The sequence below is a fragment of the Streptomyces sp. 3MP-14 genome (genome assembly GCF_006334905.2).
Lineage (GTDB): Bacteria > Actinomycetota > Actinomycetes > Streptomycetales > Streptomycetaceae > Streptomyces > Streptomyces triticirhizae.
This window is the reverse complement of record NZ_VDLZ02000013.1, coordinates 102,722-127,919: the sequence shown is the minus strand read 5'-3', so window position 1 is coordinate 127,919 and position 25,198 is coordinate 102,722. Positions and strand designations below refer to the sequence as shown.

Genomic DNA, 25,198 nt, shown 5'->3' with positions numbered 1-25,198 from the left:
CTGGTCGCGCTCCGAAGCGCGTAGCTATGGGATCGTCGGCTAGCGTAGTCCTTCCGCGGCTGTTTAAGGAGACCAGGGTACGGTGAGGAATTTCCCCTTCCGCCGGGCCCGGCTCGGCACGGTCGCGGTCTTCGCCCTGGCGGGCCTGCTCTTCTGGATCAGCTTCACCGTCTCCCGTGGCAACAACATCCGCACCGACGACTCCCTGCTCCAGATGTCCGACCTGATCCGCGAGCGGGAGCGGCAGAACGACACCCTGGAGTCCTCGGCGGCGCGGCTCCGTTCCGAGGTGGCCGCCCTCACCGAGCGCGACTCCGGCACCGACCCCGAGCAGGCGCTGCGCCTGGACCTGACCGAGACCGCCGCCGGGCTGCGCGAGCTGACCGGGCCCGGGCTCACCGTCACCCTCACCGACGCCCCCAGGGACGCCGAGCCGCTGCTCCCCGGCGTTCCCGAGCCCACCCCCAACGACCTGGTCATCCACCAGCAGGACCTCCAGGCCGTGGTCAACGCCCTGTGGGCGGGCGGCGCCGAGGGCGTGCGGATCATGGACCAGCGGCTGATCTCCACCAGCGCGGTCCGCTGCGTCGGCAACACCCTGATCCTCCAGGGCCAGCTCTACTCCCCGCCCTACACGATCACCGCCGTCGGCCCGACCGACCGGCTGCGCGCCGCCCTCGACGACTCCCCCGCGCTGCGCAACTACCAGAGCTATGTCGCCGCCTACGGCCTCGGCTGGGACGTCGAGGAACACGAGGCGGTGACGCTGCCCGGCTACGAGGGAAGCGTCGCGCTGCACCACGCCCGCCCCGTCGGGCCCCGCGATTGACCCTGATCACCCCGCGCCCCCGCGCCGTCGTCGTACGCTTGGGGCACGCGGCGTCGCACGAAATGGGGACGGGAAGCCATGTACGGGTGGATCTGGCGACACCTGCCGGGCAACACGCTGGTGCGGTCGGTGCTCTCACTGGCCCTGGCGCTGGGCGTGGTCTACCTGCTCTTCCAGTACGTCTTCCCGTGGGCCGAGCCGCTGTTGCCCTTCAATGACGTGACCGTGGACGACGCCCAAGGGGGGACCGGCCGGTGAGCGCCACCCGCATCCTCGTCGTGGACAACTACGACAGCTTTGTCTACAACCTCGTCCAGTACCTCTACCAACTCGGCGCCGAGTGCGAGGTGCTGCGCAACGACGCGGTCACCACCGACCGGGTCGCCGATGGCGGCTTCGCCGGCGTGCTGATCTCCCCCGGCCCCGGCACCCCCGAACGGGCCGGCGTCAGCGTCCCGATGGTGCGGCACTGCGCCGAGACCGGGGTGCCGGTGTTCGGCGTCTGCCTGGGGATGCAGGCGATGGCGGCGGCCTACGGCGGCGTGGTCGGCCGGGCGCCCGAGCTGCTGCACGGCAAGACCTCCGCGGTGGAGCACGACGGCGCTGGCGTCTTCGAGGGGCTGCCCTCCCCGCTGACGGTCACCCGCTACCACTCGCTGGCGGCCGAGGAGTCGAGACTCCCCGATGAGCTGACGGTCACCGCCCGCGCCGGGGGCGTGGTGATGGGGCTGCGGCACCGCGAACTCCCCGTCGAGGGCGTCCAGTTCCACCCCGAGTCGGTGTTGACCGAGGGCGGCCACCGGATGCTCGCCAACTGGCTGGCCCGCTGCGGCGACCCGGGCGCGGTCGGGCGTTCGCACGGCCTCGCGCCCGTCGTGGGCCGGATCGGCCAGCAGGAGCCGGCGGCGTGAACGCGTCGCGCCCCGGGGAGGGCGCGGCCTGGGACCCGCACCAGGAGCCCTACGCGGAGGAACCGTATCCGGTGGCGGGAGAACGGCCGGGCCACGCCGCAGCCGACCCGTACCAGGCGGCCGTCGACGCCCTCGACGACCCGCTGGGCGACCCGCTTCCCGGGCAGCGCGGGCCGGCTGCGCCGGGGCATCGGGGGCCGGCGGGCGCGCCGGCCGACGGGTTCGGCGGCTATCCGGCGGACGCGTACCCGGCCGGGGATGGCGCGTACCCGGGTGGGGAGTTCGGGGGCGGGGAGTACGCGGGTGGGGAGTTCGCGGGTGGTGGGGAGTACCCGCACGAGACATACGACTACGAGCCGGCGTTCGACGTCTTCGCGCCCCGCGCGAAGGAGGCGGACCCGGAGACCATGGGGCTCCAGGTCCGGCCGCCCCGGCGGGAACACGACCCGGAGACGGTCGGGTTGCGCCGGCCCGAGGACCTGAGGCGGATCGCCGCCGACGACGACGCCGACGCCGAGGCGGGGTCCGGCGCCGCGTCCGACGGGGGCGCGTCCGGCGCCGAGGGGGGCGGGGGCGCGTCCGGCGCCGAGGGTGGCGGGCGAGCGGCCCGCCGGCGCGCGGCCGAGCCCGAGCGCCCCGGCGGGCGCGCCGCGCGCCGGAAGGCGGCCAGGGGCGGCGGGCGCAGGGGCGGCGCGGCGGCCGAGCCGGCCGGGGAGGCGGCGACGCCGGCCGAGGCGGAGATCACGGGCGGACGGGCGGCCCGTCGCAAGGCCGCGAAGGCGGCGGCCAAGGCGGCCCGGCAGACCGGGACCGCCATCAGCAACGTGATCGGCGAACTCTTCATCACCACCGGGGTGTTGCTGCTGCTCTTCGTCGTCTACCAGCTGTGGTGGACCAACGTCGAGGCCAGGGCGCACGCCGACGGGCAGGCCAACGAACTCCAGGAGCGCTGGGACGAGTCGGGCGGCGACGAGGGGAACGACGAGAACCGCGACCCCGGGGTCTTCTCGGCGGGCGAGGGCTTCGCGATCCTCTACCTGCCGACGCTGGACGTGCGGGTCCCGGTCGCGGAGAGCGTCGACCCCGGCAGCGTGCTCGACAACGGGATGGTGGGCCACTACACGGAGGAGGACGGGCTGCCGACGGCGATGCCGTGGGACGAGGAGGGCAACGTGGGCCTGGCCGGGCACCGCAACACCCATGGCGAGCCGTTCCGTTACATCAACAACCTGGAGCCGGGCGACCCGATCGTGATCGAGACGGAGAGCACGTACTACACCTACGAGATGCGCAGCCGTCTCGACTCCACCTCGCCGTCCAACACGGCCGTGCTCGACCCCATCCCCGAACAGGGCGGCTTCACCGACCCGGGCCGCTACGTCACGCTCACCACGTGCACGCCGGAGTTCACCTCGACGTACCGACTGATCGTCTGGGGCGAACTGGCCGAGGAACGACCTCGGGCCGAGGGAATGCCGGACGCCCTCGTCAACTGACCGAAGACGGAACGACTGCGGAGGACACCGGCGGTGCCCGAGGAGAACGAGAACCGAACGCCGCGAGCTGACGCGGCCGGTACGGGAGCGGCTGGCGCCGCAGGCGCGGGAGCGGCTGGCGCCGGCGATGCGGATGCGGGCGGTAGGCAAGCCGGCGACGCCGGTGCAACTGGCGCTGGCGCGGGCGCCGCTGACGCCGACGCCGCTGACGCCGGCGATGCCGGTGCAACTGGCGCGGGCGCGGGCGCCGCTGACGCAGCGGGCATTGGCGCCGCCAACGATGATGCGGCAAGCGCCGCTGGTGCGGGAGCCGTTGGCGCCGCTAGCGCGGGTGCGGCTGGCGCCGCCGGCGAGGCCGGCGATACGGGTGCGGCTGGCGCCACGGGGGGCGACGCGGCCAAGGTCGGGCGGAGCGGGGAAACGGGCGACAACACCGCCGGCACGGGTGCCGTTGACCCGGAAGGCGACAGCGCTGCGGACGCTGGTGCGGATGGCCGGAGCGCGGCCAAGAACGGCGCCAGCACGGGCGGTTCCGCTGACGCGGGGGACCCGGACGCGGACGCGTCGGCCGCCGGCGCGGCCGACGCCGAAGGCGACGCCGACGCCAACGCCCCGGCCGGCGAGGCCGCCGGCTCCGCCGGCATAGCCGACGCGGCCCCCCGGGCCGCGTCGGCCGCGCGGCGGCGGATCGCCGCCGCCGTCGGCGTCTTCGGGGAGCTGCTGATCACGGCCGGCGTCGTGTTGGGCCTCTTCGTCGTCTACTCGCTCTGGTGGACCAACGTGGTCGCCAACCAGGAGGCCGCCAGGGACAGCGACGCCGTCCGTGAGCAGTGGGCCACGCAGCCCGAGGACGACGCCGACGACACCACGCCGCCACGGGAGTTCGAGCCGGAGGACGGCGTCGGGTTCCTGCACGTTCCGACCATGAGCGGCAGCGAGATCCTGGTGAAGGAGGGGACCAACCCGGACACCCTCAACGGCGGGGTCGCCGGCTACTACACGGACCCGGTCCAGTCGGCGATGCCCTGGGACGAGGAGGGCAACTTCTCCATCGCCGCGCACCGCGACGGCCACGGCGCGAAGTTCCACGACATCCAGGACATAGCGGAAGGCGACCCGATCGTCTTCGAGACCAAGAACACCTGGTACATCTACCGCGCCTACGCGGTCCTGCCGGAGACCTCCAAGTACAACATCGAGGTGCTGGACCCGATCCCCGAGGAGTCGGGCGCGACGGAGGCCGGTCGTTACATCACGTTGACCACCTGCACCCCGGTGTTCACGTCGCGCTACCGGTACATCGTCTGGGGCGAGTTGGAGCGCACCGAGCACGTGAACGCGGACCGCACCCCGCCGGAGGAGCTGCTGGCGGCGTCCGGCGACTGACCGGCCGGGCGCCCGGCGCGGCCCCGGTCGTACGCTGCGGGGGTGGCCGTCGAACTGCTTCTGCTCTCCCGCGTCGCCCATCGGGGCCGGGAGGTCACCGCGCCGCGCCTGCGCGCCCTGCTCGCGCTGCTCGCCGAGGACCCGCCCGCCGGCCGCAGCACCCGGAGCCTGGCGGCCGGCCTCTGGCCGGAGGAGCCGCCCGAGCGGCCGGCGAAGGCGGTGCAGGTGCTGGTGTCCCGCCTGCGTTCGGCCCTGGGTGCGGAGGTCGTGGCCAACACCCCGCAGGGTTACCGGCTCACGCTGCCGCCCGAGGCCGTCGACAGCGCCGCGCTGCCGCGACTGGCCGGCGAGGCCGGCCGGTTGGCCGCCGCCGGCGACGCGGCCGGCGCCCTGGCGCGCGCCGAGGAGGGGCTCGCGCTCTGGGACGGCGCGCTCGACGAGGACGGCGATCCGTACGACCCGTTGACCGCGCTGCGCCGCGCGTGCGCCGGCGCGCACCGGGAGTTGCGGCGGCATCGCGCGCTGGCGCTCGTCGCGCTCGGGCGCGCCCCGGAGGCTGCGCCGGCGCTGGAGGCGTTGGCCGCCGAACTCCCCCGCGACGAGGAGGTGTTGGCCGCGCTGCTGCGCTGCGACGAAGCGACGATGGGCCCGGCGGCGGCGCTCGCCAGGTACGAGTCCTACCGGCGGGCGCTGCGCGAGGAACTCGGCGCCGATCCGGGCGCCGAACTCGTGGCCCTGCACCGGGAGTTGCTGCGTTCCCAGGCGCCGGCGGCGCGCCACGGGGTGCGGTTCGAGCCCAACGCGCTGCTCGGCCGCGACGAGGAGCGGGCCGCCGTTCTCCGGCTGACGCGCGCCTCCCGGGTGGTTTCGGTGGTGGGCCCTGGCGGGCTCGGGAAGACCCGGCTGGCGCACGCCGTGTGTCGGGAGAGCGAGCACCGGGTGGTCCACTTCGTGCCGTTGGCCGGCGTGACGTCCGACGGCGACGTGGCCGCCGAGGTCGCCTCGGCGCTGGGCGCGGCCGAGACGCGGCTCGCCGGGCTGGGCGGCGGGCCCGGCGACCCGGTGTCGGCGATCGTCGCGGCGCTGGGCCGGGGCCCGTCGCTGCTGGCGCTGGACAACTGCGAGCACGTCGTCGAGGGCGCGGCCCGCCTGGTGCGGGAGGTGGTGGCCGGGGCCAGGGAGGTCACCGTGCTGGTCACCAGCCGGACGCCGCTCGGCCTGTCGTCCGAGTCGGTCTACGCGCTGCCACCGCTCGCCCCTGCGGCGTGTGCGGCGCTCTTCGAGCAGCGGGCCAGGGCGGCCCGCCCCGGGGTCGAGCTGCCGCCGGAGACGGTCGCCGAACTCTGCGCCCAGCTCGACGGGTTGCCGCTGGCCGTCGAGCTGGCGGCGGCCCGGGTGCGGGCGTTGTCGGTGGCGGAGATCGCGGCGCGGCTCGGCGACCGGTTCGCGCTGCTGCGCGGCGGGGCCAGGGACGTTCCGGAGCGGCACCGCACGCTGGCCGCCGTCGTCGGTTGGAGCTGGAACCTGCTGGACGAGGAGGCGCGGGCCGCGCTCCGCGCGCTGTCGGTCTTCCCCGGCGGCTTCACCGAGGGCGCCGCCGGCCGCCTGCTGACCGGCGCTCCCGGGGCCGGCCCAGGTGGCCAGGCCGATGCGGACGTGCTGCCGGTGCTGGAACGGCTGGTGGACCACTCGCTGCTGGGCGTGGAGGACGACGCCGGGGGCGGGGTCAGGTTCCGGATGCTGGAGAGTGTGCGGGAGTTCGGCGCCGCGCGGCGGGCCGAGGCCGGCGAGGAGGCGGCGGTGACCGACCGTTTCCTCGCCTGGGCCCGGGACTTCGGCCGGACCGACCACCGGGCGCTGCTCGGCCCCTCGCCCCGGTCGGCCTGGGAGCGGATCAGGGTCGAACAGGACAACCTGCTGCTGGCGCTGCGGCAGGCCGTGGCCCGCGAGGACGGCTCGACGCTGGCCGCGACGGGCGCGCTGCTCGCCGCGCTGTGGTCGACGGACGGCCACTTCAGCGGGATGGCCCAGCTCTGCTCCGAGATCGGCCCCGCGCTCTCCCGGGTCCGCCCGGGCGAGGCGGACGTCGAGGCGGTCAGGACGGCGGCCGCGCTGTGCGCGGCGAGCCTGGTGATGGCGAACGGGCCCCGAGCCAGCCGCCATCTGGCGGTGCTGCGCCGGCTGCCCCGGCCAGCGCCGGACGACCCGGTGGGCGCGGTGGCGCTGGTGCTCACCGCCATCACGGAGGCGCACCCGCCCGACTACGCGCCGCTGCGCGCGCTGTGCGCGGCGCCCGAGCCGATGCTGGCCGGCATCGCCGAGTGCGCGGCCAGCTATGTGTGGGAGTTCGAGCACGACGTGGACGAGGCGTTGGCCTCGGCCCGCCGCGCCTCGGCGGCGTTGGAGCCGACGGGCATCCCGACGCTGCTGGTGATGACCGGCGGCCGGATCGGCGAGCTGTGCCTCCAGACGGCGCGCGGCGAGGAGGCGTACCGGCGGCTGCGTTCGGTGTTCGCGACCCAGCAGGAGATGGGTGGTTGGGCGGACGTCGACGGCATCCGCTGGGGTCTGGTCCTCGCCTGTCTCCAGCGCGGCGCGTTGGACGAGGCGGAGCACTGGCTGGCGCAGGCGGCGGCGGAGCAGGACGCCCGCCAGGACGCGGTGTTCTCGCCGGAGTTGGGGGCGCGGGCCGAGATCGCGCTGTCCAGGGGCCGGATCGACGAGGGGCTGCGGCTGTGGCGGCTGGCGGTGGCGCGGCTGGAGGCGCTGCCGGTGCCGGCGGGCGGCGCGGCCTATCTGGAGCCGTGGGGGCTGCTGGTGCGCTCGGTCGCGCTGGTGGCGCACGCCCGGCACGGCCGGCTGGCCGAGGTCGCCGAGCTGCCGGCGGCGCTGTGGCGGGGGCTGCGGGGGCAGTTCGGCGGCGCGGGCTGTGTCCCGGAGGAGGATGCGGCGACGCCCGCCAGGCCGACCACCGCCGGGCTGCCGGTGGCCGGCACCGCGCTGCTGGCGCTCGGCCTGGCGGGTGTCGCCGGGGGCGACCGGGCGGCGGTGCGGCTGCTGGCGCTGGCCGAACGGCTGCGCGTGGTGCGGGACTTCCAGCCGACGATGGCGCCGGAGGAGCCCCGCCGCACGGCCGAGGAGACGGACCCGGCGGGCTTCGCGGAGGCCGCCGCCGGGTACGCGGCGCTGAGCCCGGGGGAGTTGGCCGGCGCGCTGCGCGCCGTGCTCGTCGACCGGCCCGAACCGTCCCGGCCGGCTCAACGGGCCGGGTCGCGCCGGTAGAGCGCCAGCGCCCAGCGGTAGCCGAGGACGGTGAGCACCAGGCACCAGCCGGCCGCCAGCCAGCCCTGGTGGCCGATCGCCTCGCCGAGCAGCAGCCCGCGCAGGGTCTCGATGGCCGGCGTGAACGGCTGGTACTCGGCGAACCAGCGGAACCACGCCGGCATCGCGTCCAGCGGGACGAACGCGCTGGACAGGAACGGCAGCAGGAGCAGCGGCAGCCCGTTGTTGCTGGCGGCCTCGGGGTTGGGGCTGCTCAGGCCGACGCCGACGGCGAGCCAGATGGTGGTCACGCTGGTCGCGGTGAGCAGCAGCACGGCGGCCAGCCACTCCAGCGGGTTGGCGTCGCTGCGGAAGCCGATGGCGAGCGCGATGCCGCCGACCATGACCAGCGCGCCCAGGGTCTGGAGCAGGCTGCCGACGACATGCCCGATCAGGACCGACGAGCGGGAGATCGCCATGGTGCGGAAGCGGGCGACGATGCCCTCCGTCATGTCGTTGCAGACGGAGACGGCGGTGCCCAACGCGGTCCCGGCGACCGTCATCAGCAGGATGCCGGGGACGAGATAGGCGACATAGGCGGTCCGGTCGGCCTCCCCGGTGATGCCGGCGCTGAGGGTGTCGCCGAGGACATAGACGAAGAGCAGCAGCAGGACGACGGGCGTCAGCAGGACGTTGAGGGTCAACGAGGGGTAGCGGCGGGCGTGGAGCAGGTTGCGGCGCACCATGGTGCGGGCGTCGCGCAGGGCGTGGGCGGTGTGGGTGGCGGTGCTCATCGGGTGGTCTCCTGCCGGGGCTCGGGCTGGCCGGTGAGGGCCATGAACACGTCGTCGAGGTCTGGGGTGTGCACGGTGAGTTCGGCGGCCTCGACGTCGGCGGCGTCGAGCCAGTCGAGGACGGCGCGCAGCTCGCGCTGGCCGCCGTCGCTGGGGATGCGGAGGGTGAGCGCGGCGTCGTCGCGGGCGGCGCCGGTCAGCGCGGCGGCGGCGCGTTCATAGCCGGCCGGGTCGGCGAAGCGGAGCCGGACGTGGCCGCCGGGGACCTGCCGCTTCAACTCCTCGGCGCTGCCCTCGGCGACCAGCCGGCCGCCGTTCAACACCCCGATGCGATCGGCGAGTTGGTCGGCCTCCTCCAGGTACTGCGTGGTGAGCAGCACGGTGACGCCGTCGGCGACGAGTGCCCGGACGATGCCCCACATGGTGTGGCGGCTGCGCGGGTCGAGCCCGGTGGTCGGCTCGTCGAGGAAGATGATGCGCGGCCGGCCGACCAGCGTCATGGCGATGTCGAGGCGCCGCCGCATCCCGCCCGAGTAGGTGGCGGCGGGCTTCCGCGCTGCCTCGGTCAGCTCGAAGCGCTCCAGCAGCTCGGCGGTGACCCGGCGGCCCTCCTGGCGGGGCAGGTGGTGCAGGTCGGTCATGAGCCGCAGGTTCTCCTCGCCGGTGATCAGGTTGTCCACGGCGGAGAACTGGCCGGTGACGCCGATCGCCGCCCGCACCAGGTCGGGTTCGTCGGCGACGTCGTGCCCGGCGACGCGGAGCCGGCCGGCGTCGGCGCGGGCCAGGGTGGACAGGACGCGCACGACGGTGGTCTTGCCGGCGCCGTTCGGGCCGAGCAGCCCGTAGACGGTGCCGGCGGGGACGGCGAGGTCGATGCCGTCCAACACGGTGTGCTCGCCGTAGGACTTGCGCAGTCCTTCGACGGCGATGGCGAGGTCGGGCCCGAGGCCCGGGGAGTGCGTGGTGTTCATGCCGGGAAGCGTGCGCCCCGCCGGCTTCCGAACGGCTTCAGCCCGGTTTCACCGCCGCGGGGGCGGTTTCACGCCCGCCCGGGGGCCGGTCACCTGCGGGAACCGGCCCCGGGCCGAACGCGCGCCGGCTCAGCGCGCCGCGCTCAGTGGGCGCGGAGGAACGCGACGAGGCCCGGCAGGTCGTCCGTGTTGAGGTGGTCGACGCCGGCGGCGAGCAGTTCCCGCCATACCGCCTCCCGCTCCGGGCCCGGCAGGTCGGGCGTGGCCCAGAACCGGACGCGCTGCCCGGCCGCGTGCGCGGCGGCCACATAGCGGCGCAGCGTCTCGCGCTCGGCGGCGGGGAACTCGCCGGTGCCCAGCCAGCTGAACAGGCTCGTCCAGTTCGCGCTGATCAGCGGGACGAACGAGGCGGGCGCCGCGCTTCCCAGGTCCTCGGGCCGCCCGTCGTAGAACGCGTATCGCACCCGTTCCGCCTCCATCGGCGCGCGGGCCGCCCGGTCGCCCGAGATCACGGCGGTGACGGCGCGGGTGTGCACCCGCCCGAAGGTGGCGGAGCTGAGCAGCGCGCGGTACGGGCGCAGCCGCCGCGACAGCTCGCGGTAGGTCGCGTCGCCCGGCGTCTTGATGTCGATCAACAGCTGGAAGTCCGGGCCGTAACGCCGGTGCACCGTGCCCCGGTTGGCACGGACGCGGGCCGCCAGCGGGTCGAGGTAGAGCGCTTCGAGCGTGCGGGCGGGGTCGAGGTCCACCTCGTCGTGGGCGACGAGGAGTTGCCCGTCCACCAGCCAGATGTCGGCCTCGACGCTGCCGAAGCCGTGGTCGAGGGCGTCGAGGAGCGGACGCGGGTGCTCGTAGTCGTTGTGCGCGTGGGCCTGCGGGAACGGCGCGGCCGGCCGGGGCCGGCCGTGCGCGGCGGCCGGCCGCGCCGAGCCGGCGACGAGCAGCCCGGCGGCCGCGCCGGCCACGGCGGCGGCCCCGACGACGCGACGCGTCGGCCCGCCGGGCCGCGGCAGGGAGAACGGGAAACGGGACGGAGAAGGGGACGAAGAAGGGGACGGGGAAACGTGCGCCACGGTGCCTCCAGGGACGGCGTGGGACGAGTGGGCCATCCGCGAGTATCGGCGCGCGAGCCCGCCCTGAGGAGCGCGCGGAGGCAACGTTCCCCACCCCGTCACCAAGGATTCGCCACCGGGCCAGCCGAGTTGGGATGGCCGCGGCGAGGCGGGAGGGTCACGGGGAGACGAGTCGAATCCGGTCGCCGCACAGCTTGGCCATGTCGTCGGCGTCCGAGGTCAGCATCACCACGGGGCGCTGCTGCCTGAGGGCGGCCTCGGCCACGGCGGCGTCGATGGCGTACTTGTGACCGTGCAGCCCGGCCGCCATGAGCAGCGCCGAGGCCGCCTTCGCCTCCTCGTCGCCGACCGGAACCGCGCGCAGCCCGGACAGCACCCAGTTCAGCCGGGCCTTGTTCGTACGGGCGTGCACCGCCTCGATGATGGTGAGCGCGGAGATCACCACCTCCATGCCACGGGAACGAGCCTCCGCGATAAGAGCCACCACGGTCTCGTCATCGCCGAGCAGCCTGGAGAGCCCTTCGCTGTCGAGGACCAGCGTTCCCTCGTGGCTCAGCCTGCGACGGGCCACTGTCCCTCCTCGGCGAACACCTCGTCGAAGATCTGCCGCGCCCGCTGCCTGGCCGTCTCGGAGACCGGCCCCCGGCGGCGCTCGTAGTCGGCCAGGTACTCGTCCAGCACCTGGCCGCGCAACTCACGTTCCACGGCGGCAGTTACGAAGGCGGAGAACTCCCGCTTGCCGACCCGGGCGCGGATCGCCTCGGCCGTCCCCTCCGGCAGGGAGAGACTGACGCGGGTGGCAGGCCCTTCGCCGATGTTGTACCCCGTCTCGGACATGCCCCAAGCGTATCAAACGAGTAGGAAAACCGCCCGGGGCTCGATGCACAGGAGCGGGGACGACGCACGAACAAGCCCTCCCCACCCCGCGAGGACGCGGACCGGGAAGGGCTTGGAACGCTGTGGAGCCTAGGAGAGTCGAACTCCTGACATCCGCCATGCAAAGACGGCGCTCTACCAACTGAGCTAAGGCCCCGGATGCGCCTTCGAGAAGGGCAAAGCCAAGATTACCCAATCTTCTCCCATGAGGCCGACCGGGTATCGCACCGGGGAAGGCTCCCTCCGTAGGATGACGCGCAACTTCGCTCACGTGAAGCGATCAGGGGAGAGTGGGGAGACAGAGGATGGACGCGGTCCAACAAGAGTCGACCGAGAAGGCCAGGGAACAGCAGACCACCTGGTACGGGGAGCCCCTGGGGACACTGTTCCGGCGGCTGATCGCCGACCTGGGGCTCAACCAGGCGCGCCTCGCGGGCGTGCTCGGACTGTCGGCGCCCATGCTCTCCCAGCTGATGAGCGGGCAACGCGCGAAGATCGGCAACCCGGCGGTCGTGCAACGGGTGCGCGCCCTCCAGGACCTGGCCGCCGAGGTCCGCGCCGGCCGGGTCAGCGCCGCCGAGGCCACCGGCGCGATGGACGACATCCGCCGCACCGCAGGCGGCAACGTGCTCGGCCCCACCGCCTCCTCCACCCGTTCCGGCCCTGCCGCCGTTCCCGCCAACCCCAGCAAGCGGGTGGTCAGGGAGATCCAGGCGCTGCTCCGCTCGGTCGCGGACGCGACGGAGATCCAGAGCGCGGCCCGGCTGTTGGGCGACAGCCACCCCGAACTGGCCGAGTTCCTGCGGGTGTACGGCGTGGCGAGAACGCGGGAGGCCATCGAACACTACGAGAGCCACCAGGGCTGAGCGCCGGTCCGAGGGCCCGACGCCGGACCAGGAACGACGCACGACGGACGACGGACGGAAGCGGACACGACGCCATGGGCGAGATCTTCGCGGGTCGGTACGAGCTGGTTGACCCGATAGGACGAGGCGGGGTGGGAGCGGTCTGGCGGGCCTTCGACCACCGGCGGCGCCGCTATGTCGCGGCCAAGGTGCTCCAACAGTCCGACGCCCACACGCTGTTGCGCTTCGTCCGCGAACAGGCGCTGCGCATCGACCATCCCCATGTGCTGGCGCCAGCGAGCTGGGCGGCGGACGACGACAAGGTCCTGTTCACCATGGACCTGATGACCGGCGGCTCCCTCTCCCACCTGATCGGCGACTACGGTCCCCTGCCGCCGAGCCATGTCTGCCTCCTGCTCGACCAGTTGCTCGCCGGCCTCCAGGCCGTGCACGACGAGGGCGTGGTGCACCGGGACATCAAGCCGGCCAACATCCTGCTGGAGGCGACCGGCACCAACCGCCCGCACCTGCGGCTCTCCGACTTCGGCATCGCGATGCGCAAGGGCGAGCCGCGCCTGACCGAGGCCAACTACGTGGTCGGCACGCCCGGTTACTTCGCGCCCGAACAGCTTGAGGGCGCGGAGCCGGACTTCCCCGCCGACCTGTACGCGGTCGGCCTGGTGGGCCTCTATCTGCTGACCGCCGTCAAGCCCGACTCCCAGGCGCTGCTGGAACAGTTCGCCGGCGGGCTGCCGCCCGCGCCCCCCGGCGTTCCGGAGCCGCTGTGGCAGGTGCTGGGCACGCTGTTGCAGCCGGCGCCCGAGGCCAGGTTCCGCACGGCGACGGGCGTGCGCAAGTCCCTCGCGGCGGCACGGGAGTTGCTGCCGGACTCCACGCTGGAGGGCGAGGTCGTCGAGATCTTCGACCAGATCGGGCCGCTGCCTCCCGGCTTCGGCCCGAACGGGCCCGAGCCGGCACGGGGCGCCCCGTCACCCGGCTCGTTCCCCGAAGCGTCCGCCGCCGCGTCCGCCGAAGCGTCCGACCGGCCGGCGGACGGCGAGGCGTCGGCGACCGGCAGCTTCCGGCTGGCGCCGCCCAACCCGCAGGGCTCGGCGGGCAGTTCCCGCGCCACCCCGGCGATGGGCCCCGCGCCCTACCCGGCCTCGGCCGAGACGGTGGGCGAGACGGTGGGGGGTCACGCCACGGCCGACCTGCCGGGCTCGCCGGCCACCCGCTCGTTGACCGCCGTCTCGCCCGCCGCGCCCACGCCGCACGGCACCACGGGGCCCATGCCGGTGCGCAGGCGCCCCGGCCCGCCGCGTGCGGTGGCGATCCCGGTGCTGCTGCTCGCCGGGCTCTGCGTCGTCTTCGGCGTCTGGTCGCTGCTGACCGCCTGAACGGCCCCCGCCCGCCGGCCCGTTGCGCCGGCCGGCCAGAAGCGCCGGCGGCCCGGCCCGTCAGGCCGGCGGCCCGGCGGCGGCCAGCGCGCGGCGCCGGCCGACCAGGTACCAGACGCCGATCCCGAGGCCGAGCGCCACCCCGGCGCCGAGCGAGAGATAGCCCCGCTGCCGCTTGTCCTCGCTGGCCTGCTCGGCGGCCAACTCCGCGTCCGTGAGCCCCCGTTCGGCCTGCTCGACCATCTCCTCGCTCACCCCGAACCCGGCCGCCACCGGGTCGGAGGCATAGGCCGGGCCCGCCTCGGCCTGGCCCTCCAGGGAGACCCGCAGGGTCATCCCGACCGGGTCTTGCGTGAGCTGGCTCAACTCCGGCCCCATGGTGACCAGCAGATAGTGCCAGCCGGCGAACCGCAGCCGCTCACCGCCGTCCTCGAAGCGGTTGCCGTAGGCGACGCCCGGCGTGAACGCGGAGAGGCTGAGCTGTTCCCCGTCGTACCGCTCGGTGGCCGCGTCCCCGACCCGCGCCGCGACCGGGTTGTACAGCTCGACGGTCAGCTGGGCCGAGGTCATCGCGTACTCGTCGACGCCGGCGGCGTTCCCCAGGTCCAGGGTCAACGCGAGCTGCTGGCCCCAGTCCACCGGCACCCGGTACGCCAGGGTGGCGCCGGCGGCGATGTCGTCGCGCCACACGCCCTCCCCGATGGGCTGGGCGTCGTTGAACCCGGTGCCGCCCGCCACCCGCACCGCCTCGCCGGTGGCCGGGCTCGGCTGCTCCGTCTCCCAGCTCTCCAACGGGGGCGCGGCCTCCGGCAGTCGGGTCAGCTGCGGCTCCTGGTCGAAGCGCAGCTCGATGGGCCAGCCGGCGCCGTCGCCGCCCTCGCTCCTGGTCACGGTGTAGACATAGGCCCCGGCGCGCTGGCACTCGGCGCCCTGGGCGACGGTGCGGTCGGCGGAGGCGCTGATCGGCCGGGCCGAGACCTCAAGACCGCCGCCGAAGTCGCGGCTGTCCGAGGAGCAGGTCTCGTTGTCGGTGGTCAGCAGCTCGACGTCGATGCCGTCGGTCGAGGCGACCGGGGCGCCCGGCTCGGGGGCGGCGACGGTGGTCAGATAGGCGCTGGAGCCGGCGTCGAGGTCGACCGCGTAGTGCAGGGTCTCGCCCGGGCCTATCTCGTCGGTGTAGGTCCCGCCGGCCGCCAGCGTGGGCGCGTCGGCGCTGGAGGCGGCGCCCTGCACAGACTCGGCGTCGGTCGCGAACGCGTAGGCCCGGGGCCCGGGTTGCTCGGGCGAGGCGCCGGGAAGGGCGGCCGCCGCCCCCGACCCGAGCGGCCCGAGGACCAACAGCGAGCAACCGATCGCCGCAACACCCGCGCTGACGCGCATCGTTCGCGTCCCCCAACTCTCCGGCGCGCCGCCGGGTCGTGCCTACACCACGTTCAGCACCGTACGAGTTCGCGGTCGCACACGGACAACGGGGGGCGTCACGGTCTGGCTACAACCCCAACGGGAGCCTCGGCGCCCGGCGCCGAAACGGCACGCCGCCCCCGCGCCCCACCGCCTGAGGCGGCCGGGGCGTGGGGGCGGCGTGAGTCCTGTTCAGTCCGTGGTGCGGACGTCAGGCGCCCGTGGAGCCGGCCGGCACGGAGTCGGTCGCCTCCGTCCACAGATCCTGCTCGGCCTTGTCCGCTTGGATCTGGCGGTAGACGAGCAGTCCGCCGATGGCGGCCACCGCTACCAGGAGGAGCTTCTTCACCGCGCTACCTCGTCCTTCTTCAACGTGATCGGACCTTGGCGCCCGATGATACCCAATCGTGTCCTGCCGCGAAGCGCTCGGTCGAACCGGCCCCCGAGGCCCGCACGGGCGTTCCCTTCGCCGGTCGCCGACCCGCGAACGGGCCCCGCGGCGACCGGTGTCGGGGCCGCCGGTGAGCGGCGGAGCGGCGCGTTCCTCAGGGGGTGGGGGCGGTGAGATACCGCTGCATCGTGGGTCCGAGCCAGTCCACGATCTCCTCGGGGTCGAGCGCCACGCTTGCCGGGAAGCGCAGCACATAGCGTGTCAGCGCGAGCCCCAGCACGGTCGAGGCGCACAGCGCCGCCCGGGTCGGCGCCTGCTCCGGCTCCGGGCCCACCTGGCGGGCCAGCGGGATCAGTTGGTCGCGCAGCACGCTCTGCATCCGCTCGGCGGCGGCGGGCTCGGTGGCGCCGACCCGCAGCAGCGCGGTCAGTTCCCCGTTCTCCTCCCACAGGGTGAGGAAGTGGCGCACCAGCGTGCGGCCGATCACCTCGCGCGACTCGACGGGCAGGTCGGGCAGCCCGGGGTCCATCGCGACGGCGGCGCCGAACAGGTCCGCCTTGTTGCCGTAGTAGCGCATCACCATCGACGGGTCGATCCTGGCGTCGCGCGCGATGGCCCGGATGGTCGCCTTCTCGTAGCCGTCCGCCGCGAACCGCGCGCGGGCCGCGGCGAGGATCGCGGCCCGGGTGACGTCGGAACGCCGGGCGACTCTCTGGGGCTCGGTGGCGCCGGTCATGCCAACAAACATAGGCCAACGCGTGTTGACAGTCCAGATGAGCCCCCCTACCGTTGCCAACAAGCGTTGACCAACAAGCGTTGGCAAAGCCTGCCGGGTCGCCGGCAGCCGCGCGGCCCACCCGCGAAGCCCCGTCCCTGACAAGGAGTCACCATGCCCGTGGAGCTGAACCACACCATCGTCCCCGCCCGTGACCCGGAAGCCTCGGCCCGGTTCCTGGCCGACATCCTCGGCCTGAGCGTCGATCCGCCGGTGGCGCACTTCACCCCGGTCACGCTCGCCAACGAGGTCAGCCTGGACTACGACCGGTTCGACGACTTCGCGCCGAACCACTATGCGTTCCTGCTCGGCGAGCGGGAGTTCGACGCCGCACTCGCCCGCCTCCGGCGCGGCGGCATCACCCACTACGGCGATCCCGCGTGCCGGGAGGCCGGGCAGGTCTATCGCAGCGGCCGCACCGAAGGCCGTAGAGGCACCTACTTCCACGACCCCGAGGGACACCTCATGGAGATCCTCACCCCGGGCCGCGCCCGCCCCTGAACCCGCGCCCCCCAGGCCGAACTCCCGAGGAGAAGCACCATGTCGCTCAAGAACACCAACACCGTACTGACCGCCGCCTGCGCCCTGTTCGTCCTCTACCTCGGGCTGTCCTTCGTCCTGGCCCCCGAGGCGTCCACCCAGGGCGTCGGCCTACCGGACTGGCCCGCCGGCAACGGCGACGGCTTCCTCGTCATGAAGGGCACCAGGGAACTCGCGATGGGCCTGGTCATCGGCATCCTGCTGGTGACGGGCCACCGCCGCGCCCTGGGCCTGGTCCTGCTGATGGAGGCCGTCGCCCCGTTCGGCGACATGATCAACGTGCTGGCCCACCACGGCTCCGCCGCCGCCGCGTTCGGCATCCACGGCCTGACCTCCGCGCTGATCGCGCTCACCGGCCTGCTGCTCCTCCGCGAGACCGGCAGGGCCGCCGAGGCCCGCAGGGCCCACCGGGCCGCCACCCCGGCGCCTGCCGCGCGGCCCGCCTGACAACCAACCGCCCGCCGACGCCGCCCCGTTGCCCCGGGGCCGGCCTCGGGCGCGCACTCCCGCCGCGTGAAAGCGCCGGGAAAGCCCCCTCGGCGACGCTCACCCCCGAGTCCGCGTACCACGATTCTGGAGTGAGCGATGAGATGGCCTTCTCGACTGGCGGTCGCGCTGGGGGCCATGGCCCTGCTGGCGGGCTGTTCGAGCGGCGGCACGATCGGCCCGTCGGGGGACGACCCGGGCGACGGCGCGGAGGCCACCGCCGGCACCGACCGGGAGGCGCCGCCGGAGGAGGGGGCGGAGGAGCCGGTCGCCCAGGCCGGGTACGACGAGTGCCAGCTGTTCCAGCCCGCCGAACTGGCCGAACTCCTCGGCATTCCCACCCTGCACATCACCGGGCGGTCGATCGGGCCGCAGGCCCAGGGCGGGCGGTTGGCCGGCTGCGGCTACTACGCGGAGGACGTACCCGGCTTCTCAGGGCTGTGGGTCCACCTCGTCGCCGGCGCCGAGGAGGGGGAGTTCTTCGCGCCCTTCGACGGCTCGGACACCGGCCCGGTGGAAGGGCTCGGCGACCGCGCCGAGGTGCTGGCGCTGACCGCGCCGGGCGGCGCGGTCAGGTCCCGTGAACTGCGCGCCATCGACGACGACCTCGGGCTGGTCGTCTCCTACACCTACGACGAGGCGCCCGGCGGGATGCCGGCCATCCCGGACGCCGAGCTGGGCGAGGCCGTCGCCACGATCGCCTTCACGGCCCTGGAGCGGGCGCCGGAGGAGCTGGTCATCCCCGACGGCGAGCCCGAGGGCCCGTGCGCCGAGGTCGACCTGGCCCACGCCGCCGAGGTCATCGGCGAGCGACCCGCCGCCGTGCGCACCGTGCTGAACGACGCCGGCGGCCTGCGCTGCGACTTCGCCGGCGACGAGGCGTCGTTGGGCGTCGTCGTGTACACCGACCCGACGTTCGTGGCGAACTGGGCGCCCCCCGCCGAGGAGATCAACGCCCCGGAGATCGCCGACGGAGCCCGCCTCGACACCAGCCAGGGCTATCTCGAGTCGCGGGTGATCTCGGGGGACCGGGTCCTGGTGGTCAGCGCCGCCTACACGGAGGCGGTCGGCGCCCCCGCCGAGCCGGGCGCGCGGGAGAGCGAGCTGGTGGCCGCCGTCGCCGAGGCCGTCGGCGGCTGAACCCCCGCCCCGGCCCGGCCCGTTGCCGTTGCCGTTGGCAGCGCACGGGGAACAGCACAGGAAACGGCCCCGACCAGATCTGGTCGGGGCCGTTGTCGCTGGTGGGGCTAACAGGACTTGAACCTGTGGCCTCATCCTTATCAGGGATGCGCTCTAACCATCTGAGCTATAGCCCCGCGTGCACGGCAAGGCTAGCGTATGCCCGCCCCCGCGCCCAAATCGGTAAGGGCCCTGGCAGCGGGCTTCCCGGCGGTGCGGCGTGCCCGTTACTCGTCCTCGGCGAGGGTCACCTCGACGCCGCCGACGAAGCCCGCCGAGAGGTTGTAGAGGAACGCGCCCAGTGTGGCCAGCGCGGTGGCCAACACCACGTCGATCACGGCGATCACCGTGGTGAAGATGAGCACCCGGGGCAGCGAGAGGAACGACTCCAGGTCGAAGCCGCTCTCGCTGTCGGTCTCGGTCGCCTGGGTGATCGTTTCGCCGATGGTGGAGAAGACGCCCATCGCGTCCATCACCATCCACAGCACGCCGACCGCGATCACGGTGCAGATGCCCAGGGCGATGGAGAGCAGGAAGCTGACCTTCATCACCGACCACGGGTCGGTCTTGGCCACCCGCAGCCGCGCCTTGCGGACGCGCGGCACGGTGCGCGCGCCCGTGCGCGGCCGGCGCACGCCCCCGCCCGACGTCGCGGGCCCCGCCGGGGAACCACCGCCGGCGCGGGGCCGCTGCGGCGACTGCTGCCCCACCGTGGGCGCCGCGCCCGGGGGCGCCGGGTAGGCCTGCGGCGGGTGGTAGTGCTGCTGCTCGGGCGGGGTGCCGTACTGCTGGCCCGAGCCCTGCGAACGGCCCTGCGGGTGCGAGGAGTCCGCCGGTCTGGCACTGGTCATGGTGGTTCCCCCAGGGGAAGGGTCGCTTGCGGATTCCTGGCTCCAGGGTGCGCCTTCCCCGGAGCCCGAGCCATAGCCGCCCCCCGGCGGGTTCTCGGGGGGAAGCGGCACGCCGCCGTCGTTCCCGCCGCCGCCCGTGGGGGCGCCCATGGCTCCACTCACGCTCTACTCCTCTTCACCCACGGACACGGTGCCGTCGGCGGACTCCGGCTGAGCCTCGTCGGCGGACTCGGCCTCGACTTCCTCGGCCTCCCGACCAGCCTCGGCGTTCCGCGCGATGCCCACGACGGCGTCCCGCTTCCCGAGGTTGATCAGCTGGACGCCCATGGTGTCACGGCCGGTCTCCCGGACCTCATTGACCCGCGTGCGGATCACCCCACCGCCCAGCGTGATGGCCAGGATCTCGTCGGTGCTCTCCACCACCAGCGCGCCCACCAGGGAGCCCCGGTCCTCCACGATCTTGGCGGCCTTGATGCCGAGGCCGCCGCGGCCCTGGACCCGGTACTCGTCGACCGGCGTCCGCTTGGCGTAGCCGCCGTCCGTCGCGGTGAAGACGTAGGTGCCGGCGCGCACCACGTTCATCGAGAGCAGCTCGTCGCCCTCGCGGAAGCTCATGCCCTTCACGCCCGAGGTGGCCCGCCCCATGGGGCGCAGCGAGTCGTCGGTCGCGGTGAAGCGGATCGACTGGGCCTTCTTGCTGATCAGCAGCAGATCGTCGTCGGGCGAGACCAGCTCGGCTCCGATCAGTTCGTCGTCCCTTCCGTCCGGCATCTCGCGGAGGTTGATCGCGATGACGCCGCCGGAGCGCGGCGAGTCGTAGTCCTTGAGCGCGGTCTTCTTCACCAGCCCGGACTTGGTGGCCAGCACCAGGTACGGCGCGGCCTCGTAGTCCCTGATGGCGAGGATCTCCGCGATCTGCTCGTCGGGCTGGAAGGCCAGCAGGTTGGCGACGTGCTGCCCGCGCGCCTCCCGCCCGGCGTCCGGCAGCTCGTACGCCTTGGCCCGGTAGACCCGGCCCTTGTTGGTGAAGAACAGCAGCCAGTGGTGGGTGGTGGAGACGAAGAAGTGGTCGACGATGTCGTCCTCGCGGAGCTTGGTGCCGCGCACGCCCTTGCCGCCGCGCTTCTGCGCCCGGTAGTCGTCGGTCTTGGTGCGCTTCACATAGCCGCCACGGGTGATGGTGACGACGATGTCCTCCTCGGCGATCAGGTCCTCGATGGACATGTCCCCCTCGAAGGGCACCAGCTTGGTCCGCCGGTCGTCACCGTACTTCTCGACGATCGCGGTCAGTTCGTCGCCGATGATCTGCCGCTGCCGCTCGGGCGAGGCGAGGATCGCGTTGTACTCGCGGATGCGGCCCTCCAGCTCGTTCCGCTCCGCGGTGATCTTCTGGTGCTCCAGGGCGGCCAGCCGGCGCAGCTGCATCTCCAGGATGGCGTTGGCCTGGATCTCGTCGATGCTGAGCAGGCCCATCAGCCCCTGGCGCGCGACGTCCACCGTCTCGCTGCGCCGGATCAGCGCGATGACCTCCTCGATCGCGTCCAGCGCGGCCAGCAGCCCGCGCAGGATGTGCGCCCGCTCCTCGGCCTTGCGCAGCCGGTAGCGGGTGCGGCGGACCACGACGTCGACCTGGTGGGCGACCCAGCAGCGGATGAACGCGTCCAGCGAGAGGGTGCGCGGCACGCCGTCGACCAGCGCCAGCATGTTGGCGCCGAAGTTGGTCTGGAGGTCGGTGTGCTTGTAGAGGTTGTTGAGGACCACCTTGGCGACGGCGTCCCGCTTGAGCACGATCACCAGGCGCTGGCCGGTGCGGGACGAGGTCTCGTCGCGCACATCGGCGATGCCCGAGACCCGACCGTCCTTGACCAGTTCGGCGATCTTCTGCGCGAGGTTGTCCGGATTGACCTGGTAGGGCAGTTCGGTGACCACCAGGCACTGCCGGCCCTGGATCTCCTCGACCTCGATCACGGCCCGCATGGTGATGGAGCCGCGCCCGGTGCGGTACGCCTCCTCGATGCCCTTGCGGCCGACGACCAGCGCGCCGGTCGGGAAGTCGGGGCCCTTGATCCGCTCGATCAGCGCGTCCAGCAGCTCGTCCGGCTCGGCGTCCGGGTGCTCCAGGTACCACTGGGCGCCGGCGGCCACCTCCCGCAGGTTGTGCGAGGGGATGTTGGTGGCCATGCCGACCGCGATCCCGGCCGAGCCGTTGACCAGCAGGTTCGGGAAGCGCGACGGCAGCACCGTCGGCTCCTGGTTCCGGCCGTCGTAGTTGTCCTGGAAGTCGACGGTCTCCTCGTCGATGTCCCGGAGCGTCTCCATCGCCAGCGGCGCCATCCGGCACTCGGTGTACCGCATGGCGGCGGCCGGGTCGTTGCCCGGGGAGCCGAAGTTCCCGTTGGAGTCGACCAACGGCATCCGCATCGCCCAGGGCTGGGCCAGCCGCACCAGGGCGTCGTAGATCGAGGTGTCGCCGTGCGGGTGGTAGGTGCCCATCACGTCGCCGACCACGCGCGCGCACTTGTAGTACCCGCGCTCCGGCCGGTACCCGCCGTCGTACATGGCGTAGAGCACGCGCCGGTGCACGGGCTTGAGCCCGTCGCGCACGTCGGGGAGCGCGCGCGAGACGATCACGCTCATCGCGTAGTCGAGGTACGAGCGCTGCATCTCGGTTTCGAGCGTCACCGGCTGGATGCGGAGCGCGCCCGACTCGTTGAGGTCGGACGACGGCGGGGTGGGGAGGTTCTCGTCGGCCATGCTGGAGGTCGATTCCTTTCAAACAGCGGTGGGGAGCCGGATGGCCGGCGTCAGATGTCCAGGAACCGGACGTCCTTGGCGTTGCGCTGGATGAACGAGCGCCTGGCCTCCACGTCCTCGCCCATCAGGATCGAGAACAGGTCGTCGGCGGCGGCCGCGTCATCCAACGTGACCAGGCGCAGCACCCGGTGGGCCATGTCCATGGTGGTGATCCGCAGTTCCTCGGCGTTCATCTCGCCCAGGCCCTTGAACCGCTGGATCGAGTCCTCCTTGATCCGCTTGCCGCGCTCCCGGCCCAGCCGGATCAGGCTGTCGCGCTCGCGGTCCGAGTAGGCGTACTCGAACTCGTCGCGACCCCACTTGATCTTGTAGAGGGGCGGCTGCGACAGGTAGACGTGGCCGGCCTCGACCAGCGGCCGCATGAAGCGGAACAGCAGGGTGAGCAGCAGGGTGTTGATGTGCTGCCCGTCGACGTCGGCGTCCGCCATCAGGATGATCTTGTGATAGCGGAGCTTCGAGATGTCGAAGTCCTCGTGGATGCCGGTGCCGAAGGCCGAGATCAGCGCCTGGACCTCGGTGTTCTGCAAGACCTTGTCGATCCTGGCCTTCTCCACGTTGAGGATCTTGCCCCGGATCGGAAGGATCGCCTGGTACTGCGGGTCGCGCCCGGACTTGGCGCTGCCGCCGGCGGAGTCGCCCTCGACGATGAAGATCTCGCTCTTGGTGGCGTCGTTGGACTGGCAGTCGCTGAGCTTGCCGGGCAGCGAGGCCGTCTCCAACAGGCCCTTGCGGCGGGTCAGGTCACGGGCCTTGCGGGCGGCGACCCGGGCGGTCGCGGCCTGGATGCCCTTGCGGATGATGTCCGCGGCCTCGGTCGGGTTCCGGTCGAGCCAGTCGGAGAAGTGCTCGTAAACGATCTTCTGGACAAAGGTCTTGGCCTCGGTGTTGCCCAGCTTGGTCTTGGTCTGGCCCTCGAACTGCGGCTCGCCCAACTTGACCGAGATGATCGCGGTGAGCCCCTCCCTGATGTCCTCGCCGGTGAGGTTGTCGTCCTTCTCGCGCAGCAGCTTCTTCTCCCTGGCGTACTTGTTCACCAGGGCGGTGAGCGCCGCCCGGAAGCCCTCCTCGTGGGTGCCGCCCTCGTGCGTGTGGATGGTGTTGGCGAAGCTGTAGACACCCTCGCTGAACTGGGTGTTCCACTGCATCGCGATCTCCACCGAGATCTTCCGCTCCACGTCCTCGGACTCGATCTCGATCACCGAGGCGTGCACCGGCTCGCCCTTGCGGGAGTTGAGGTGGCGCACGAAGTCCGCGATGCCGCCTTCGTAGTGGTACGTGACCGAGCGCGGCTGGTCGTCGTCGGCCGGGGCGGCCGAGTCGGCGCCCGAGGTCTGCTTGGCGGCGGCCCGCTCGTCGGTGAGGGTGATCGTCAGGCCGCGGTTGAGGAACGCCATCTCCTGGAAGCGCCGGGAGAGCGTCTCGAAGCTGTAGTCGGTGGTCTCGAAGATGTCGCCGTCGGCCCAGAAGGTGACCGTGGTGCCGGTCTCGTCCGTCTCCTCGTTCCGCGCCAACGGGGCGGTGGGGACGCCCAGCTCGTACTCCTGGGTCCAGCGGTAGCCGTCCCGCTTGACGTCGACGGCGACCCGCCTGGACAGCGCGTTGACCACGGAGACGCCGACGCCGTGCAGACCGCCGGAGACGGCGTAGCCGCCGCCCCCGAACTTGCCGCCGGCGTGCAGCACGGTGAGCACGACCTCGACCGCCGGCTTGCCCTCCGAGGGGACCATGTCCACCGGGATTCCACGGCCGTTGTCGATCACGCGGACGCCGCCGTCGGCCAGGATCGTGACGTCGATCCGGTCCGCGTGGCCGGCCAGGGCCTCGTCCACGGAGTTGTCCACGACCTCGGCGACCAGGTGGTGGAGCCCGCGTTCGCCGGTGGACCCGATGTACATGCCCGGCCGCTTGCGGACCGCGTCCAGCCCCTCCAGCACGGTGATCGCGCTGGCGTCGTAGGAGGGGGGAACGTCCGTCGAATCGGCGGAGGACGGAGTGTTCTTGTTGGCATCGCCGGAATCGGCCACGAAGCGCCCTTTCTGGCACAGCACAAGCCGACTCCGGCTCTGGGGAGCGGCTGCGTCGTTCGACATGGTCCGCAACGGGGCGGTAGTCGCCAGTCTACCGCTAGCGCGAACCGTAACGGCGGTTTGCCGGGCTCTCAGCCCCCATGTGCCGCCCTCAACCGGCCTCCGACGACTCCCCATATGTGACCGGGGCCCCTGATCCGTTCACAACGGCGCTCAGCGCTTCCACCTGTCAACCTCCGAGGACGTGACCGGGATCACTCCCGATCACCCGCGTCCAGCCCTACCCATAGGTGTCACCCGGCCCCCGCGACCCGGGAGCGCGCAGCCGCCCCGGGGTGCGGTGCGGAGCGGCTGGGCCGAACACCTTGATCAACTTCACGGTGCCCCGGCCGAGATCGGCGTTCAGCCGCGCGAGCAGCTGGGGGGCCAGCAGCCGCAGCTGGGTGGCCCAGGCAGTGGCATCGCAGCGCACCGTCAACACCCGGCTCTCCTCGTCGTAGCTCTCCGGCGCGCAGTGCTGCGCCACCTCGGGGCCGACCAACTCCGGCCAGCGGCCGAGGACTCCGCCGACCGCCAGCGGCATCTCCCAGCCGCGCTCGACGGAGAGCCGGGCCACCGCCGCGCCCAGCGGCAGCGGATCGCGGCCGCCGGCGCGCGCTCCGGAGCGCAGGCCGCCGTTGCGCGCCTCCCGGCGCTGCCGCACCAGCGCGCCGCGCTCCCGCGCGCGCTCCTTGGCCGCCCGCAGCGCGACCCGCGCCAGGTCGACGCCGGACACCTCGGGGGTCTCGGGGCTCCCGCCGCCCGCGTCGGCGTTCTCCGTCAACGCGCCCTGCTCGGGGGCGCCTTGCCCCGCCGCGCCCCGCGCGCCGTCCACAGCCTGTGGACGGTCTCCGCC

The 25,198-nt window shown here is 73.3% G+C and carries 23 protein-coding genes and 2 tRNA genes; 11 read left to right on the top strand and 14 right to left on the bottom strand.

The genetic code is table 11. The annotated features are described in order from the left end of the window. Window positions 1-82: 82 nt before the first annotated feature. From FH609_RS21485 to FH609_RS21460, 6 genes are all read left to right on the top strand, one after another. Window positions 83-829: a DUF881 domain-containing protein gene (locus FH609_RS21485; protein WP_139670106.1), complete on the top strand. Its 747-nt coding sequence runs from the start codon at window positions 83-85 to the stop codon at window positions 827-829. Window positions 830-907: 78 nt separating this feature from the next. Then, complete coding sequence (locus tag FH609_RS21480) at window positions 908-1,087, top strand: hypothetical protein (RefSeq protein ID WP_122183112.1); 180 nt, start codon at window positions 908-910, stop codon at window positions 1,085-1,087. Beyond that, window positions 1,084-1,740 carry an aminodeoxychorismate/anthranilate synthase component II gene (locus tag FH609_RS21475; RefSeq protein WP_139670104.1) on the top strand — a complete coding sequence of 219 codons (657 nt, stop codon included), beginning with the start codon at window positions 1,084-1,086 and terminating at the stop codon, window positions 1,738-1,740. Before FH609_RS21480 ends, FH609_RS21475 begins: the two co-directional genes overlap by 4 nt. After that, window positions 1,737-3,236, top strand: coding sequence for a class E sortase (locus FH609_RS21470; protein WP_226961859.1), 1,500 nt, complete (start codon window positions 1,737-1,739; stop codon window positions 3,234-3,236). The genes FH609_RS21475 and FH609_RS21470 overlap by 4 nt, the downstream gene beginning before the upstream one ends. A 642-nt stretch (window positions 3,237-3,878) precedes the next feature. After that, window positions 3,879-4,622 carry a class E sortase gene (locus FH609_RS21465; protein WP_139670301.1) on the top strand — a complete coding sequence of 248 codons (744 nt, stop codon included), beginning with the start codon at window positions 3,879-3,881 and terminating at the stop codon, window positions 4,620-4,622. A gap of 42 nt (window positions 4,623-4,664) precedes the next feature. Next, window positions 4,665-7,904 (top strand): ATP-binding protein, encoded by a 3,240-nt coding sequence (locus FH609_RS21460; protein WP_139670102.1) that lies wholly within the window; start codon window positions 4,665-4,667, stop codon window positions 7,902-7,904. On the opposite strand, the gene FH609_RS21455 is transcribed toward FH609_RS21460, so the two are convergent. The 6 genes from FH609_RS21455 to FH609_RS21430 all read right to left on the bottom strand — a co-directional run bounded on the left by FH609_RS21455 (window position 7,880) and on the right by FH609_RS21430 (window position 11,754). Then, window positions 7,880-8,677 carry an ABC transporter permease gene (locus FH609_RS21455; RefSeq protein WP_139670100.1) on the bottom strand — a complete coding sequence of 266 codons (798 nt, stop codon included), beginning with the start codon at window positions 8,675-8,677 and terminating at the stop codon, window positions 7,880-7,882. The two genes, FH609_RS21460 and FH609_RS21455, sit on opposite strands and share 25 nt — an antisense overlap. Continuing rightward, window positions 8,674-9,648: an ATP-binding cassette domain-containing protein gene (locus tag FH609_RS21450; protein ID WP_139670098.1), complete on the bottom strand. Its 975-nt coding sequence runs from the start codon at window positions 9,646-9,648 to the stop codon at window positions 8,674-8,676. The genes FH609_RS21455 and FH609_RS21450 overlap by 4 nt, the downstream gene beginning before the upstream one ends. A 143-nt stretch (window positions 9,649-9,791) precedes the next feature. Continuing rightward, the gene (locus FH609_RS21445; protein ID WP_405379048.1) at window positions 9,792-10,613 is read right to left on the bottom strand and encodes a phosphatidylinositol-specific phospholipase C/glycerophosphodiester phosphodiesterase family protein; all 822 of its coding nucleotides are present in this window, start codon (window positions 10,611-10,613) and stop codon (window positions 9,792-9,794) included. Window positions 10,614-10,878: 265 nt separating this feature from the next. Next, window positions 10,879-11,292, bottom strand: a complete 414-nt coding sequence (locus FH609_RS21440; RefSeq protein WP_139670094.1) for a DNA-binding protein — start codon at window positions 11,290-11,292, stop codon at window positions 10,879-10,881. After that, window positions 11,274-11,558 carry a hypothetical protein gene (locus FH609_RS21435; RefSeq protein ID WP_139670092.1) on the bottom strand — a complete coding sequence of 95 codons (285 nt, stop codon included), beginning with the start codon at window positions 11,556-11,558 and terminating at the stop codon, window positions 11,274-11,276. Before FH609_RS21435 ends, FH609_RS21440 begins: the two co-directional genes overlap by 19 nt. A gap of 123 nt (window positions 11,559-11,681) precedes the next feature. Then, a tRNA-Ala gene (locus FH609_RS21430) sits at window positions 11,682-11,754 on the bottom strand. Between the two features lie 148 nt (window positions 11,755-11,902). On the opposite strand from FH609_RS21430, the gene FH609_RS21425 reads away from it, so the two are divergent. Both FH609_RS21425 and FH609_RS21420 read left to right on the top strand, forming a co-directional pair. Then, window positions 11,903-12,463, top strand: a complete 561-nt coding sequence (locus FH609_RS21425; protein WP_122185604.1) for a helix-turn-helix domain-containing protein — start codon at window positions 11,903-11,905, stop codon at window positions 12,461-12,463. Window positions 12,464-12,537: 74 nt separating this feature from the next. After that, window positions 12,538-13,839, top strand: coding sequence for a serine/threonine protein kinase (locus FH609_RS21420; RefSeq protein WP_139670090.1), 1,302 nt, complete (start codon window positions 12,538-12,540; stop codon window positions 13,837-13,839). A gap of 60 nt (window positions 13,840-13,899) precedes the next feature. Here the strand turns inward: FH609_RS21420 and FH609_RS21415 are convergent, their stop codons facing one another. The 3 genes from FH609_RS21415 to FH609_RS21405 all read right to left on the bottom strand — a co-directional run bounded on the left by FH609_RS21415 (window position 13,900) and on the right by FH609_RS21405 (window position 16,367). Then, window positions 13,900-15,219: a hypothetical protein gene (locus FH609_RS21415; RefSeq protein ID WP_139670088.1), complete on the bottom strand. Its 1,320-nt coding sequence runs from the start codon at window positions 15,217-15,219 to the stop codon at window positions 13,900-13,902. A 232-nt stretch (window positions 15,220-15,451) separates the two neighbouring features. Beyond that, window positions 15,452-15,589: a DLW-39 family protein gene (locus tag FH609_RS21410; RefSeq protein ID WP_170184714.1), complete on the bottom strand. Its 138-nt coding sequence runs from the start codon at window positions 15,587-15,589 to the stop codon at window positions 15,452-15,454. 196 nt (window positions 15,590-15,785) lie between these two features. Then, entirely contained in the window at window positions 15,786-16,367 is a 582-nt protein-coding gene (locus tag FH609_RS21405) for a TetR family transcriptional regulator (protein WP_139670086.1), read from the bottom strand. Window positions 16,368-16,520: 153 nt separating this feature from the next. Between FH609_RS21405 and FH609_RS21400 the strand changes: the two genes are divergently transcribed. The 3 genes from FH609_RS21400 to FH609_RS21390 all read left to right on the top strand — a co-directional run bounded on the left by FH609_RS21400 (window position 16,521) and on the right by FH609_RS21390 (window position 18,572). Then, window positions 16,521-16,907 (top strand): VOC family protein, encoded by a 387-nt coding sequence (locus tag FH609_RS21400; protein WP_139670084.1) that lies wholly within the window; start codon window positions 16,521-16,523, stop codon window positions 16,905-16,907. 39 nt (window positions 16,908-16,946) lie between these two features. Next, on the top strand, window positions 16,947-17,393 hold the full coding sequence (locus FH609_RS21395; RefSeq protein ID WP_139670082.1) for a DUF4267 domain-containing protein: 447 nt from the start codon (window positions 16,947-16,949) through the stop codon (window positions 17,391-17,393). A gap of 138 nt (window positions 17,394-17,531) precedes the next feature. Continuing rightward, a complete protein-coding gene (locus FH609_RS21390) occupies window positions 17,532-18,572 on the top strand; it encodes a DUF3558 family protein (protein ID WP_139670080.1) in 1,041 nt (346 codons plus the stop codon). Between the two features lie 99 nt (window positions 18,573-18,671). Here the strand turns inward: FH609_RS21390 and FH609_RS21385 are convergent. The 5 genes from FH609_RS21385 to FH609_RS21365 form a co-directional block, all read right to left on the bottom strand. Continuing rightward, window positions 18,672-18,748 (bottom strand) — tRNA-Ile (locus tag FH609_RS21385). A 90-nt stretch (window positions 18,749-18,838) separates the two neighbouring features. Beyond that, window positions 18,839-19,462, bottom strand: a complete 624-nt coding sequence (locus tag FH609_RS21380; RefSeq protein ID WP_139670078.1) for a DUF3566 domain-containing protein — start codon at window positions 19,460-19,462, stop codon at window positions 18,839-18,841. 165 nt (window positions 19,463-19,627) lie between these two features. Next, the gene (gene gyrA / locus FH609_RS21375; protein WP_139670076.1) at window positions 19,628-22,216 is read right to left on the bottom strand and encodes a DNA gyrase subunit A; all 2,589 of its coding nucleotides are present in this window, start codon (window positions 22,214-22,216) and stop codon (window positions 19,628-19,630) included. A gap of 50 nt (window positions 22,217-22,266) precedes the next feature. Next, window positions 22,267-24,324, bottom strand: coding sequence for a DNA topoisomerase (ATP-hydrolyzing) subunit B (gene gyrB, locus FH609_RS21370; protein WP_139670074.1), 2,058 nt, complete (start codon window positions 24,322-24,324; stop codon window positions 22,267-22,269). Between the two features lie 259 nt (window positions 24,325-24,583). Further along, on the bottom strand, window positions 24,584-25,126 hold the full coding sequence (locus FH609_RS21365; protein WP_226961872.1) for a DUF721 domain-containing protein: 543 nt from the start codon (window positions 25,124-25,126) through the stop codon (window positions 24,584-24,586). Between the last annotated feature and the right edge of the window lie 72 nt (window positions 25,127-25,198).

What these genes read in the sequence shown, in the direction of transcription:
- FH609_RS21480 (WP_122183112.1), top strand. Translation starts at nt 908, where the DNA reads ATGTACGGGTGGATCTGGCGACACCTGCCGGGCAACACGCTGGTGCGG.
- FH609_RS21455 (WP_139670100.1), bottom strand. Translation starts at nt 8,677, where the DNA reads ATGAGCACCGCCACCCACACCGCCCACGCCCTGCGCGACGCCCGCACC.
- FH609_RS21450 (WP_139670098.1), bottom strand. Translation starts at nt 9,648, where the DNA reads ATGAACACCACGCACTCCCCGGGCCTCGGGCCCGACCTCGCCATCGCC.
- FH609_RS21435 (WP_139670092.1), bottom strand. Translation starts at nt 11,558, where the DNA reads ATGTCCGAGACGGGGTACAACATCGGCGAAGGGCCTGCCACCCGCGTC.
- FH609_RS21425 (WP_122185604.1), top strand. Translation starts at nt 11,903, where the DNA reads ATGGACGCGGTCCAACAAGAGTCGACCGAGAAGGCCAGGGAACAGCAG.
- FH609_RS21420 (WP_139670090.1), top strand. Translation starts at nt 12,538, where the DNA reads ATGGGCGAGATCTTCGCGGGTCGGTACGAGCTGGTTGACCCGATAGGA.
- FH609_RS21415 (WP_139670088.1), bottom strand. Translation starts at nt 15,219, where the DNA reads ATGCGCGTCAGCGCGGGTGTTGCGGCGATCGGTTGCTCGCTGTTGGTC.
- FH609_RS21405 (WP_139670086.1), bottom strand. Translation starts at nt 16,367, where the DNA reads ATGACCGGCGCCACCGAGCCCCAGAGAGTCGCCCGGCGTTCCGACGTC.
- FH609_RS21400 (WP_139670084.1), top strand. Translation starts at nt 16,521, where the DNA reads ATGCCCGTGGAGCTGAACCACACCATCGTCCCCGCCCGTGACCCGGAA.
- FH609_RS21395 (WP_139670082.1), top strand. Translation starts at nt 16,947, where the DNA reads ATGTCGCTCAAGAACACCAACACCGTACTGACCGCCGCCTGCGCCCTG.
- FH609_RS21390 (WP_139670080.1), top strand. Translation starts at nt 17,532, where the DNA reads ATGAGATGGCCTTCTCGACTGGCGGTCGCGCTGGGGGCCATGGCCCTG.
- FH609_RS21380 (WP_139670078.1), bottom strand. Translation starts at nt 19,462, where the DNA reads ATGACCAGTGCCAGACCGGCGGACTCCTCGCACCCGCAGGGCCGTTCG.
- gyrA (WP_139670076.1), bottom strand. Translation starts at nt 22,216, where the DNA reads ATGGCCGACGAGAACCTCCCCACCCCGCCGTCGTCCGACCTCAACGAG.